The sequence below is a fragment of the Nonomuraea cavernae genome (assembly GCF_014646355.1).
GTDB classification, from domain to species: domain Bacteria; phylum Actinomycetota; class Actinomycetes; order Streptosporangiales; family Streptosporangiaceae; genus Nonomuraea; species Nonomuraea cavernae.
The window spans coordinates 170,274-183,047 of the sequence record NZ_BMNH01000009.1 but is presented as its reverse complement, the minus strand read 5'-3'; the positions used below and the strand labels follow the sequence as shown (position 1 = coordinate 183,047).

The 12,774-nt window shown below is 72.5% G+C and carries 10 protein-coding genes; 3 read left to right on the top strand and 7 right to left on the bottom strand.

What is annotated here, in order from left to right:
* Window positions 1-19: 19 nt before the first annotated feature.
* The 3 genes from IEY82_RS17615 to IEY82_RS17605 all read right to left on the bottom strand — a co-directional run bounded on the left by IEY82_RS17615 (window position 20) and on the right by IEY82_RS17605 (window position 3,033).
* Complete coding sequence (locus tag IEY82_RS17615) at window positions 20-523, bottom strand: YbhB/YbcL family Raf kinase inhibitor-like protein (RefSeq protein WP_225263287.1); 504 nt, start codon at window positions 521-523, stop codon at window positions 20-22.
* A 738-nt stretch (window positions 524-1,261) separates the two neighbouring features.
* Window positions 1,262-2,074 (bottom strand): ABC transporter permease, encoded by an 813-nt coding sequence (locus IEY82_RS17610; RefSeq protein WP_189125207.1) that lies wholly within the window; start codon window positions 2,072-2,074, stop codon window positions 1,262-1,264.
* Window positions 2,071-3,033, bottom strand: coding sequence for an ATP-binding cassette domain-containing protein (locus IEY82_RS17605; RefSeq protein WP_189125206.1), 963 nt, complete (start codon window positions 3,031-3,033; stop codon window positions 2,071-2,073). The genes IEY82_RS17610 and IEY82_RS17605 overlap by 4 nt, the downstream gene beginning before the upstream one ends.
* Window positions 3,034-3,183: 150 nt before the next feature.
* Between IEY82_RS17605 and IEY82_RS17600 the strand changes: the two genes are divergently transcribed.
* The gene (locus tag IEY82_RS17600) at window positions 3,184-3,705 is read left to right on the top strand and encodes a PH domain-containing protein (RefSeq protein WP_225263288.1); all 522 of its coding nucleotides are present in this window, start codon (window positions 3,184-3,186) and stop codon (window positions 3,703-3,705) included.
* Window positions 3,702-5,345, top strand: coding sequence for a PH domain-containing protein (locus IEY82_RS17595; RefSeq protein ID WP_225263289.1), 1,644 nt, complete (start codon window positions 3,702-3,704; stop codon window positions 5,343-5,345). The genes IEY82_RS17600 and IEY82_RS17595 overlap by 4 nt, the downstream gene beginning before the upstream one ends.
* A 175-nt stretch (window positions 5,346-5,520) precedes the next feature.
* Here the strand turns inward: IEY82_RS17595 and sepH are convergent, their stop codons facing one another.
* Together sepH and IEY82_RS17585 are read right to left on the bottom strand one after the other, a co-directional pair.
* Window positions 5,521-8,646 (bottom strand): septation protein SepH, encoded by a 3,126-nt coding sequence (gene sepH / locus IEY82_RS39910; protein WP_263648207.1) that lies wholly within the window; start codon window positions 8,644-8,646, stop codon window positions 5,521-5,523.
* 161 nt (window positions 8,647-8,807) lie between these two features.
* Window positions 8,808-9,743 (bottom strand): S8 family serine peptidase, encoded by a 936-nt coding sequence (locus IEY82_RS17585; RefSeq protein WP_189125205.1) that lies wholly within the window; start codon window positions 9,741-9,743, stop codon window positions 8,808-8,810.
* Window positions 9,744-9,856: 113 nt separating this feature from the next.
* Between IEY82_RS17585 and IEY82_RS17580 the strand changes: the two genes are divergently transcribed.
* Window positions 9,857-10,654: a hypothetical protein gene (locus IEY82_RS17580; protein ID WP_189125204.1), complete on the top strand. Its 798-nt coding sequence runs from the start codon at window positions 9,857-9,859 to the stop codon at window positions 10,652-10,654.
* 4 nt (window positions 10,655-10,658) lie between these two features.
* On the opposite strand, the gene IEY82_RS17575 is transcribed toward IEY82_RS17580, so the two are convergent.
* Together IEY82_RS17575 and IEY82_RS17570 are read right to left on the bottom strand one after the other, a co-directional pair.
* Complete coding sequence (locus IEY82_RS17575; RefSeq protein WP_189125203.1) at window positions 10,659-11,936, bottom strand: D-arabinono-1,4-lactone oxidase; 1,278 nt, start codon at window positions 11,934-11,936, stop codon at window positions 10,659-10,661.
* Window positions 11,937-11,983: 47 nt separating this feature from the next.
* Window positions 11,984-12,730 carry a polysaccharide deacetylase family protein gene (locus IEY82_RS17570; RefSeq protein ID WP_189125202.1) on the bottom strand — a complete coding sequence of 249 codons (747 nt, stop codon included), beginning with the start codon at window positions 12,728-12,730 and terminating at the stop codon, window positions 11,984-11,986.
* Between the last annotated feature and the right edge of the window lie 44 nt (window positions 12,731-12,774).

The window sequence follows — 12,774 nt, the reverse complement described above, 5'->3', positions numbered from 1 at the left end:
ACCCGTAGTGTTTGGGATCTCACTCGGTGTGGATTGCCGTGAGGCGGCCGTGAGCGATGGTCTGGTCCGCGATCTCCTTCAAGACCGCAGAGAGGGGGGCGCCCTCCTGGGCCTTGACCTTGTCGCTCAACGTGTAGACGGAGAACCGGTAGCTGCCTTTGGGGTCGCACGGGGGCTCGTAACCGGCCTTGCCGCTGGTCACCTTGGCCTGGCTGGAGCCGTCCGGAACGTCGGCCGCCGCGTCGGGCCCGAGCTCCGTCGTGGTCGCCGGGATGTTGTAGAGCACCCAGTGCACGTTGGACTCGGACGGTGAGAGGGAGTCGACCACGATCGCGACGGACTTCGCCGTGGGCAACGGTCCGCTGGACCAGCGCAGCGGCGGGCTGCCCTGGGTGCCGTTGCAGGTGTAGCGGCGCGGCAGCGGCTCGCCGTCGCGCAGGTCCGGGCTCGACACGTTGATCTCGGCGATCTCCTTGGCCTCTGACTTGCCGATGAGGATGCCGCAGCCCGACAAGGCGAGCATGATCGCCACCCCTGTCGCAATGACAGCGATGCGTCTCACACGTCCAGCCGTGTTACACAGCCCCATGCCGGATGATGCTACGCGTGTATCGGCGGTGCGCCGACCGTTTCGGGAGGCTCGGTGGTCGATAACGATACGAAATCGGACACCTGGCAGGGGATGGACAGGGTGAGCTTGGACACAAGTGTGACCCCCCACATCTTCCGGACGTGCAGGGGCTGTCGAAATGGGTGATTGGCGAAGATCGCCCCATAATGCCGCCTAGTCGCTGTGACCTGCCGCTTCGTGGCGCAGTGATCATCGGGGCGGTCGAGGGGGCGATGGCGTGGTCACCTGTCCGCCGGTCCGGCGGGGGCGGACTCCGAGAAAGCGGGTGCGCCAGGTGGCCCATCTGCCCGACGGCGCCTGGACGCCGCGCGCCCCCGGCCGGCCAGCGCGGGCCGACGGCATCCGGACAGCGACCGGCATCCGGACAGCGACCGGCGGCCGTACCCGAGACTCCTCGGGCACGGCCGCCGGTGCTGCGCGTCCGCACGAAGTGCCGTGCCCGCCCCGGCCCGCCAGGCGGCGTGGGCATGGTGATCACAGGTGCTCCCGCCGGGCCGCGGCCCTCGCGCGGCGCCGGCCGCGGCCGGCGGCACCTGGCGCGATCGGCTCCGCTCTCACGACGCGCGGCGCTGTGACCGAGCCTGCCCCTGTGCGGCGCGGTCACCGGCCGGCCGGGCGGCCGGGGTGTGGTCAGACGTGCTTGCGGAAGACCCTGATGGCCAGCGGCGCGAACACCAGGACGAAGCCCGCGGACCAGAGCAGCGACACCAGCGCGGGATCGGCGACCTCGCCGCCGATCAGCAACCCGCGGATCGCGTCGGCCAGATGGGTCACCGGGTTGACGTCGGACCAGGCCTTCAGCCAACCCGGGAAGGTGTCGGACGGCACCAGCGCGCTGCTGGTGAAGGTCAGCGGCATCATCGCCGAGAAGGCGATCATCTGCACCTTCTCGGGGTTGGACGCCTTGAGCCCGATGAGCACCGACATCCACGACATGGCCAGCGCCACCACCACGAGCAGGGCCAGCGCGCCGACCAGGCCGGCCACGCTGGTCGTCACCCGGAAACCGAGCACCATGCCGAACCCGACCAGCAGCGCGAACGCCCACACCTGCTTGAACGTGTCGGCGATGATGCGCCCGGCCAGCGGCGCGACGCGGGCGATCGGCAGGCTGCGCAACCGGTCGAACACGCCCTTGGTGATGTCGGTGTTGAGCCCGATCGCCGTGGACAGCGTGTAGAACAGCGCGTTCTGCACCAGCAGGCCCGGCAGCGCGAACTGCAGGTAGTCGCCCGTCGAGCCGGAGATCGCGCCGCCGAACACGTAGGTGAACAGCAGCAGGAACATGATCGGCTGGATGCTGAGGTCGAGCAGCTCCCACGGATTGTGCTTGATCTGCACCAGGCTCCGCCACGCCAGCGTGAACGTCTGCTGGATGGTCGCTCCGAGCCCCACCCGTCTGCTCACCGCCGACGGCGGGACGAGCGTCGTCACGGCGGTCATACGAGAACCTCCTCCTGGTCGGCGGGCTCCTCGGCGCGGTGCCCGGTCAGGCTGAGGAACACCTCGTCAAGGCTGGACTTGCGCAGCGTCAGCTCGGAGGCCACGACGCCGAGGTCGTCGAGGCGGCGGACGACGGCCGGCACCACCGCGGGGTCGTAGACCGCGGCCGTGACCTTGCCGCCCGACAGCTCGGGCTCCTCGTCGATGACGTCGGTGACCACCTTGGCCACCAGCTCCAGCTGCTGCGCGTCGAGCGGGCGCACCTCCAGCACCTGGGCGCCGGTGGTCGCCTTGAGCTCGTCGGACGTGCCCGACGCGATCACCCTGCCGTGGTCGAACACCACGATGTCGTCGGCCAGTTGGTCGGCCTCCTCCAGGTATTGGGTGGTCAGCAGGACCGTCACCCCGTCGGCCATCAGCCCCCGGACCACGCCCCACAGCTCGGTGCGGCTGCGCGGGTCGAGACCGGTGGTCGGCTCGTCGAGGAACAGCACTTGCGGCCTGCCGACCAGGCTCGCCGCCAGGTCGAGCCGCCGGCGCATGCCGCCCGAGTAGGTCTTGGTCGCGCGCCCGCCCGCGTCGGCGAGGTCGAACCGCTCCAGCAGCGCCTTGGCCCGCTGCCGCGACTCACTCCTGGACAGGCCAAGCAGGCGCCCGATCATCACCAGGTTTTCGACCCCGGTGAGCATTTCGTCCACCGCGGCGTACTGCCCGGTGAGCCCGATCAGTGATCGGACCTGATGAGCCTGGCGTAAGACGTCGAACCCGAGCACCGAGGCGCTACCCGCGTCGGGGCTGAGCAAGGTCGCCAAGATGCGCACCGCTGTGGTCTTGCCGGCTCCATTGGGCCCGAGCACCCCCAGCAGCCTGCCGGGTGGCACGGCCAGGTCGACGCCGTCGAGCGCCTTGGTCTCGCCATAGTGCTTCACCAGGCCCTCGGCCTGAATCGCATAGCGCATACCGTCGTCCCTTCGTATCAGTGACCCCCACTCTCCACGACGGCACCGACAATTTCGGAGCCGTGGCGGCGCCGCCGAGAGCGACTTCGGAGTCGCGGTGGCGCCGGGGAGAGATCGCCCCTGCGTGCCGGGCACCATAGGCTGGGATTTGTGACGTCAAATGGTCCACTGCGCGACCCGGCGCACCGCGTCTCGCCCAAGGCCGTGCGGCTCTGGCTGCTGGAGGCTCTGATCGCCTTCGTGCTGCTGATCGGTGGTTCCGTGCTGGCCGGGGGATGGGTCAGCGGCAGCGGCTGGGACTGGGTGCCCGACTGGCTCGAGGGCCGCTGGTGGCTGCTGCCCCTGGCGGTGGCGGTGCTGACGACCCCGTTCCTGGTGGCGGAGCCGTTCGTGCGCTATGCCGTACATCGGTGGGAGCTGTCCGGTGACGTCGTCTACGCCCGGTCGGGGTTTCTGACCAGGGAATGGGTGTTCGTGCCGGTGAGCCGCATCCAGACCGTCGACAAGGCGCAGGGCTGGATGGAGCGGATGCTCGGGCTGGCGACCCTGGAGATCCGCACCGCGTCCCACGCGGGCTCCTCGACCATCAACGGGCTCGACTACGTGGTCGCGGCGGGGCTGGCCGAGCAGCTCGCGCACCGCGCCGAAGCACTGCGGGACGACGCCACGTGACCGGTCCCTCCCAGCCTCCCACCCCACCGCCGCCTCACGACCCGGCGCACCGGCCCCCGCCCGCCTGGCACGGCCCGCCACAGGGGCCGCAGGGCCCCACGGCGCCGGGAGGGCCGCACGTTCCGGACCCGGGTGATGACGGTCCCGTTCCGGGCCTGGCGGGGTTGCCGCTGCGGCTGAGCCCGAGGGTGCTGCTCATCGACCCGGTTCGGATGCTGCCGTCGCTGCTGCTCCCGTTCGTCGGGCTGCTGCTCGCCGGGGGCTTCTCCGGCACCTCGTACGGCTTCGCCGCGCTCGGCCTGTTCGGCACCGTGATCTTCGCCGTCATCAGGTGGGTCACGTTCAGCTACCAGATCGTGCACGACCGGCTGGAGATCAAACGCTCGCTCATCAGCCGCTCCGTCCGCACCATCCCCCTGGAACGCGTACGCGGCGTCGATGTGTCCACCCCGCCCATGCACCGCCTGCTGGGCCTGGCCGTGCTCAAGATAGACACCGGGGCGAGCGGCGGCGAGGAGGAGGGCAAGCTCGACGGCGTCACCCTGGACGAGGCCGAACGCCTCAAGGTCGTCCTGCTGCGCCGCGCCCACGCGACGCGGGAGCAGGGCCCGCGGACCGAGGAGCCCGCAGGCCCCACCGCGCCGGCCGAGCACACCGTCATCGGCGTGCCCCGCAGATGGCTCCTGTACGGCCCGCTGTCCGGCGCCTACCTGCTGACCCCGTTCGCCCTGGTGGGCGGCGCCATCGGGCTGGCGTTCCAGTGGGGCAACGAGCTCGGCTTCGGCAGGGACACCGCCTGGACGGTCGGCCAGTGGCTCTGGGACCGCCCCTACCTGCTGCTGGTGGCGGTGCTGCTGCTCGTGGCGGCCATGCCGTTCGTGGGCGGTCTCATGTACGCGGTGTTCAACTGGGACTTCCGGCTCAAGCGGCGTGACGGCTACCTGGTGGCCGAGCGAGGGCTGATCAACCGGCGCAGTGTCTCGCTGGAGCGCAGACGGGTGCGCGGCTACGAGATCGTCGACGGACTCGTCGAACGGTGGGCCGGGGTCGCCCGTGCCTGGGCCATCGTGACCGGCCTCGGCGACTCGTCCACACGGGGCCAGCTCCTGCCGGACGTGCCGCGCGCCGTCGCCTTCCAGGTGGTCGCGGACGCCATCGGTCCCTACCAGGCGACCCTGCGCCCGCATCCCCCGGTGGCCCGCAACCGGCGCCTCTTCCGCGCCGTGTTCCCGTGGCTCGCGCTCACCGCCGTCACCGGCCTGGCCGCGCTGCTCACCGGGAGCCTGTTCTGGTGGGTCCTCCTGGTGCTCGCCCTGATCCTGGCGGGCCTCGGCGTCCCGCTCGGCCTCGACCGCTACCGCTCGCTGGGGCACGGCTTCGACGGCCACCGTCTCTCGGTCCGCTCAGGCTCCCTGCGACGGGTGCAGGCCGTGGTCGAACGACGCGCCGTGGTCGGCTGGCGCGTCAGGCAGACCTGGTTCCAGCGCCGGGCCGGCGTCTTCACGCTCATCGCCGGCGTGGGCGCGGGCAAGGGCGGTTACTCCGCGTACGACGTCTCGCCCGCGCAGGCCGTGGACTTCCCCGTCGAGGTCACCCCCGACTGGCTGGCTCCCTTCCTTGAGGGCTCCAACGCCCCGTAGTCGCCGTCACCCGATCGTGAACGGGCCGGTCATCGCCTCGCCGACGCGGGGCACCGGACCTCGTCGATGCCGGGGCACCGGCGAGCACGTGTGGGATGTCGGCCACGGGCGACCACCTGCGGGATGTCGGCCACGCCCGCGACGAGCCGGGTTCGAGGCGGGCGATCCGCAGGGGTCAGTCCGGGCGGCGGGCGCCGAACATGATCTCGTCCCACGTCGGCACCGAGGCGCGGCGTCCCCGCGACCCCTTGCGTGCCGGGCGGGCCGCGGGAGCCGGAGGGGGAGACGGCACCGGCACCGCGGGCTCCTCCGCGGCCGTGCCTTCCTTGGTCGTGTCGTCCTTGCCCGGCCGCGCTGCGGGCACGGCCGCCTTGGACTCGCGTCCGGGGGCCGGCTTGGGCCGCGGCGCCGGCGGCTTGGGAACGGGCTTGGCGACCGGAGGCGACTGCGCTGGCTCCTGGGCCGCCGCCTGAGGCTCCGCCTCCGGCTCGGCGGCCGGTGCCGGGCTCTGCGCCGCCTCGGACACCTCGGCGGCCGGCGTGGCGGGTGCCTGCGCCGCCGGAGCGGCGTCCTCCGTGGCAGGTGCCGCTGCGGCCGGGGTGGTGGGCTCCGTCACGGAAGGTGCTTCGGTGGCCGGGGTGGTGGGCTGCGCCGTGGCAGGTGCCTCTGCGGCCGGTGTGGCGGTTTCCGCCGCCCCGAGCGCCGCTGCGGCCGGGGTGGTGGGCTCCGTCACGGAAGGTGCTTCGGTGGCCGGGGTGGTGGGCTCCGCCGTGGCAGGTGCCTCTGCGGCCGGTGTGGCGGTTTCCGTGGTGGTGGGTGCTTCGGGGGTCGGCGTAACGGGTTCGGCCGGAGCGGGTGTCGCTGCGGATCCCGTGGTGACGGGTGTTTCCGCCGCCGGTGTGGCCGCTTCCGTCGTCGCAGGTGCGGCCGGGGCGGTGGTCCCTGCCGCGGCCGGTGTGGCCTCGGCGACGCGCTCGCCGCCGGTGGGCTGCGCCGTGCCTGTGGTGCCTTCTGTCGCGCGGGGCGCCTCGGCGGACGGCGTGGTCGCCGCCGGTGCCGCCGGTGCTTCGGTGCGCTCGGTGGCTGTCGGGGTGGCGGTCGTGTCCTTGGCGGCGATGGTCGTCTCTGACGCGGCAGGCGTGGTCTGCCCCTCGGCGGCGGCGGGCTCCGCCACCGACGCGGCGGCGGGTGGCGCGATCGGCGTCGTCGGGACCGGCGTCGGCACGTCGGGTGACGTCGGAAGCGTTGTCGGCGTGTCAGGCGACGTCGGAAGAGGGCTGGGCGTGGCGGGCGTCGGCACCGTTGCCGGTGTGGCAGGCGACGTCGGAAGGCTTGCGGGTGTAGGAGGCGTCGTCGGCGTGCTGGATGCGGCCGGATACGCCGGCGAGGTGGCCTGCGTCTCGGACGTGGCCTGCCCGTCAGGTGTGACCGGGCCGTCAGGCGTGGCCTTCCCGTCAGGTGTGGCCTGCCCGTCAGGTGTGGCCTTCCCGTCAGGTGTGGCCTTCCCGTCAGGTGTGGCCTTCCCGTCAGGTGTGGCCTTCCCGTCAGAGGCGCGCTGGTGTTCCGGCGCCACCCGCGCCTCAGACGCGCTTCGGTGTTCCGGCGCGACCTGGGCGTCAGACGCGATCTCGTTGTTGGCTGTGGCCGGGCTGTCTGAGGCGGTCGGGCTGTCAAGTGTGGCCGGGCCGTCAGACGCGGTCTGGCTACCGGAAACCGTGGCCGAAGTCCGCGTCGTCTCCGCCGCCGGCGGCGGGCTTATGTCCTGGCCGGTGCCCGCCTGGGCGGCCACCTCGGTCGTCACGGCCTGGTCCTTGGCGGACGGCTTGTCGCCGGAGGAGTCCGGGGCGTCGGTGACGGCCTTCGGCTCGGGCGTCGAGGTCGCCGCGCCGGACTGGGACGTGTCGGCCGGCGTGGGCTGGGGTGGAGCCTCGGGAGCCGACGCCACCGCCAGGGGCGCGTCAGCGGGCATCGACTGCGGCGGCGCCTCGGCCGGGACGGTCGGGCGGACGTCGGCGACAGGCGTGCTCGCATGACTCGGCGGTCCGTCGGCCGCCTGTGTGGACGAGGTGCCCGAGTCGGCGCGCCCTGCCCCCGCCCCTGCCCCTGCCCCTGTTCCTGCTCCTGTGCCTGGGACTTGGCCGCTGTCGGAGTGGCCTGTCTCGGCGCCGGGGACTCGGCCAGGCGCAGAGTGCGCCGCCGGCCCGGCCTCGGCGGGATACGGCGCCCGCGCCGCCCCGGTGTCGGCGAGGGAGTCGAGATGGCCGGGGGCGTGCTGCTCGGGCTGGACCGGACGCGTGCCGGTGGACTGGTAGGTGTCCGGTGCGGCGGCGGGTGAGAACGGCGGCGCGGCGGAGGCCGGAGGCTGGAAGGCGGCCGGCGGCGCGAGGTCGTCGGGCGTGTCCGTACGGTCGGGACCGGGGGAGGGCCGGAAGTCGCGACCGGCCGGGCGGTTGGAGCCGAAGTCGGGAGCCCAGGGCGCGGCCCCGCCGGGACGGGTGTGGCCGGGCTCGAAGGGGGCCTCGCGGGACGGACTGGCCGGCCGTGTGTAGGCGGACTCCGAGCCGCGCGCGGGCGGCTGGTAGCCGACGGCGGGCTCCTCGGGCTCGCGCCGCACCACCGAGGGGAACGGCAGCGGGTCGGACGCCAGCGGCGGCACCGGCTGCAGCTTGGCCACGCGCGGAGCGAACGGCGTGACCGTGGTGTCCTCGGTGACGGGACTCGGGTCGAAGTCGGCGGCAGACAGGCGCAGCGCCTCGTCGTCGTGCGGGGTGACGTGGCGGCGCCGGGGGTCGAACAGCCACTCGGCGTGCCTGGTGTGACCGTTCCACACGTATCCGAGCTTGACCCGCCACAGCCCGTCGTCACGCTTGGCGGAGTCCCAGTCGATCTCGTCGGTGGGCACGCCGCGCCGGGTGAGCCGCTCGGCGACCAGGTCGCCGAGGGTGGGGCCGGGGGAGGACTCTCCCGGCATCCGTACGGCGACGCGCTGCGCCTGCTGGGCGACGTACTCGCGCTCCTGCAGCACGGGGCCCTCGAACCAGCGGACCCGCTCGACAGGGATGCCGGCGGTCGCGGCGATCTGTTCCGCGGTCTCTCCGGCACGTATGCGAGCCTGGATCTCCTTGGGGCGCAACGGACTCTCCACTTCGATCTCGTACTGGCCGAGACGGGAGAAGTTGCCACGGACGGCAGCACGGAGCCGGTCGTCCACGGGAAGCGTGAAGCGTGTACCCCGGCCGGCAGTCGCCAGCACGAGATAGGTGCCGTCTTCGCTCACCGCGACGAGTCGGAGCTCCTGCATACGAGTCCCTTCGTCAGCGTGCTCGTTCTTCCCCCGGACCCTTGAGTCTCTCGCGTGTGCCGGTTGCCTGCCAGCACCGTACCCGGCATGTCCGAACATCGCCTTCCTGGGATAGCCCCGGGGCGATGTGACGCCGGTCACATTTACCGCTTCCATCGAAATCAGCGCCCGCCGTTTCGCGCGGCCCCTGAAGGATTCTGGCGAACTGAGCCGCGCGCCGTCGTGCACTTCAGATAAGACGCGAGAGCCAATGGGCCGGCGGCTGGATGGAGCTCCAGGTGGCGGGCGGCGAGTCCGGCCAGGCCGGGGGCGGCGGCGGAGAACGCCTGGCCGCCGCTGGCCGGCCGGCAGCCGGCGGTGTCCGAGGCGCCGGTGACGAAGACGCCGGACCGCGTGAGGCGGCGTACGGCGGTGGCGTAGGCCGGGGAGCCGTCGCCGTCGAGGGAGAGGTTCGCCACGGCGGGATGACGGGCGTGTCTGCGTACCCAGTCGAGGCCGGCGACGACGTCCGACAGCGTGCCGGCGCCGTCGCAGCCGAGCACGCGCACCGAGGCGATCCTGGCGCCGGGCGCGGTGCCGGAGATCTCGCGGGACACCCGCGTGCCGTGCCCGGTGCAGTCGTCGCCGGTGCCGCCGGTCGCGTCGAAGGCGCGCCAGGCTCGGTCGCCGAACTCGGCGCGGGCGGCGTCGAGGCCGCTGTCCACCACGTACACCGTGGTGCCGGCGCCGGTGGCCTCCGGTCCGGGGGCGCCGGGCGAGCGCGAGCCGGTCAGGGGGCGGATCAGCCGGTCGGGTTCGAGGGCGCGCACGCGCGGGTCGGCGCGCAGCTCGTCGGCCTCGGCCGGGGTGAGCCAGGTGGCGAAGCCGGGCAGCGCTGCCGTGTAGTAGCGGCGCACCCGCCAGCGCACCTCGCCGACGAGGTCACGGGCGGCGGCCCGGTCGCGCGCGGTGACGACATGGGGCAGGGCGGGCTCGCTCGTGGCGGGCCGGGCGGCGAGGCCGGAGGCGGGGGTCATGGCCAGGGGCGCCGCTGTGGTCATGGCCGTCGCCACGGCCGCGGCGAGATATACGGAGGGCAGGCCGAATCGTCGGGGCACGAGCCAAGAGGGTGCCTGTCACGCAGGTCACAGGAACAACGGGACACGCAGTCGCGTCTATTCACGAGGAAGCTCTTTACCTTACGGATGGCCAGAAGGGACTGATCGACGGCATGGGCGGCGAGCAGCGGAAGTTCGAGCTGAGCGGGCCGCAGATCGGAGGGAGCGCCCTGGCGGCGGTGACGGCCGCGGCGGCCGCCTCCTACCTCGGGGTGGCGGGCACGGTGATCGGCGCCGCGGTGGTGAGCATCGCCAGCACCGTCGCCTCGGCCGTCTACACGCACTACCTCAAGCGCACCGGCGACAAGGTCAAGCAGCACACCGTGATCGCCCGGCTGACCCATGCCGACCGGGAGGAGCCGCTTCGCGAGAACGAGGGGGAGGGCGCGCTGGCCATGGCCGCGCACGCCACGGTCCGTGACGACGACCCCGACCAGCCTGAGTCGACCCTGGTCATGGCGCCGGTGGAGGCGCCTCGGGCGAAGCTGCCGTGGATCAGGGTCGCCGTGGCCGCGACGCTGGTCTTCGCCGTCAGCATGGGCGGCATCCTGCTCTACCAGGGGATCGCCGGGACGACCGTGCACGAGCAGCTCCGGGGGCCCGTCAGCGACAAGGGGCCGGCGAAGGCGCCGGTCGAGGAGGAACGCCGCTCACGGGAGCCCTCCCCGGCGGTCACCACGCCGTCCGGCGACCCGGCCCCGACCGCTCCCGTGCCGACGGTGACGGTGACGGCCACTCCCACCCCGTCGGCGACGCCCCCGCCCACCCCCACTCCCACGGACACCGGCCCGGCCGAGCCGGTCGACCCGACGAGCGCCCCGCCGGAGCCCACGGAGCGGCCGGACGTGGGGGAGGAGGCGCCGGCCTCGCCGGCGGAGGGCGACGAGCCCGCCCCGGGGGCGCCGGAGTGAAGGGTCAGCCGAGCACGGTGTCCAGGTACGCGTTGCCGAACAGCCGCTCCGGGTCGAGCCGGTCGCGCAGCGCCACGAAGTCGGCGAACCTCGGGTAGACCGCGCTCAGGTAGGCGGCGTCGCGGGTGTGCAGTTTGCCCCAGTGCGGCCGGCCCTCCAGCCGCGTCATGATCTCCTCCACCCCCGCGAAGTAGGCGGGGTGGGGCGTCGGCCGGTACATGTGGCACGCGATGTACGCCGTGGGCCGGCCGTACGCGGTGGAGAGCCAGGCGTCGCTGGGCGGCGCCACCCGCACCTCGATCGGGAAGGTGATCTTCCAGTCGGCGCGCTCGACCAGGTCGCGCGTCTCGCGCAGCGCCTGGCCGAGCCGATCGCGCGGCACGGCGTACTCCATCTCTAGGAAGCGCACGTCGCGCCGGGCGGTGAAGACGCGGTAGGAGGCGTCCACCGCCTCGGAGCCGCCGAGCGCGGCCGCGCTGAGCGCGTTGATCCGGGGGATCAGGCCGGGGAACCGCGCGCCGGCGGCGCAGGCCAGGCCGAAGACGGTGTTCTCCAGGAAGACGTTGTCCAGCCAGTGCTTGGCGGCGCTCGGCGGCCGGGGCGGGCCGGGGTGCCGGTTGTTGGTCTTGACCAGGCACGCGTCGGTGTGCGGCAGCCAGAAGAAGTCGAGGTGTTCGTTGCCGGTGGTCATCTCGTCGAGCGAGTCGAGCATCCGGCTGAGCGTGATCCGGCGCCGCTCGTTGCGCAGCAGGAACGCGGGCTCCACCCGGAACGTCACGGCCGTCAGCACGCCGAGCGCGCCCAGCCCGACCCGGGCGGCGTCGAACAGGTCGTCGCCCGGGGTGGCCGTCACCACCGAGCCGTCGGCCAGCACCAGCTCCAGGGCGGTCACCTGGTCGGCCAGGCCGCCGCTGTCGCGGCCGGTGCCGTGGGTGCCGGTCTGGATGGCGCCCGACACCGTCTGCTCGGTGATGTCGCCCATGTTGGCCAGGGCCAGGCCACGCTCGTCGAGCAGCTCGTTGAGCACCTTGAGCGGGGTGCCGGCCAGGACGGTGACCTGGTCGCCGTCGACCGAGCGGACCCCGGTCAGCGCGGTGGGGAGCAGCATGATGCCGTCGGTGAGGGCCACTCCGGTGAAGGAGTGGCCCGTGCCGACCATCCGCACCCGCCGGCCGCCCGCCGCCGCGTCGCGCACGGCCCGCACGACGTCGTCGGCCGCGGCCGGGGTGCGCACGTCGAAGGGGGTGGCCGACTGGTTGCGTGCCCAGTTCGTGAAGACCATGAGCGGCTCCCTTCGAGCGTCGTTCCGAAACTAAACGTGAACGATACTCAGTTTTCCCAGCCCTCCGGAAGCGGGAAGACGTCACCCGCCGCCAGGTTCTCCTTCTTGACGATGTCGGAGACCTTCACCAGGGTGTAGCCCCGGCTCTGCAGCGTCTTGACGAGGGACGGCATCACGTCGACGGTCTGCTTCACCCAGTCGTGCATGAGGATGATGCCGTCGCGCTTGGCCACCGCCAGCGTCTGCTTCTTGATGGCGTCGGCGTTCTTGGTGGACCAGTCACGCGATCCGCCGGTCCACAGCACGATCGGCATGCCGAACTCGGCCGCGATGTCCGACACCTGCAGGTCGGCCATCCCGTACGGCGGGCGCAGCAGCTTGGGCTCGACGCCGGCGGCCTTCTTGACGGCGTCCTGCGTCTTCTGGATCTCGCTCCGGATGGCCCCCGGCTCGATGGTCGTGAAGTTGAGATGCTTGTAGCTGTGGTTGCCGAGCTCATGGCCCTCCTTGGCCATGCGCTTGACATAGGCCGGGCGGCTCTTCACGTACTGGCCCTCCAGGAAGAACGTCGCCTTGGCGTCGTACTTCTTCAGGGTGTCGAGGAGCGTGCCCGCGTACTTGCCCGGCCCGTCGTCGAAGGTCAGCGCGATGCACTTGAGCTGCTCGCAGTCGACCGGGGCGGGGGCGGTCTTCGCCGCCTGCTGGTTGGCTGGGGAGTCGGCCAGGGCGGGTGCCGGCGTCAGCGTGAGGGTGACAGCCGCGATGGCCAAAAGTGAATAGATTTGTCGGGACATGAAATAGAGCTTCCAGTGTGAAGGGTGTTGCGAGGGATGTTTCG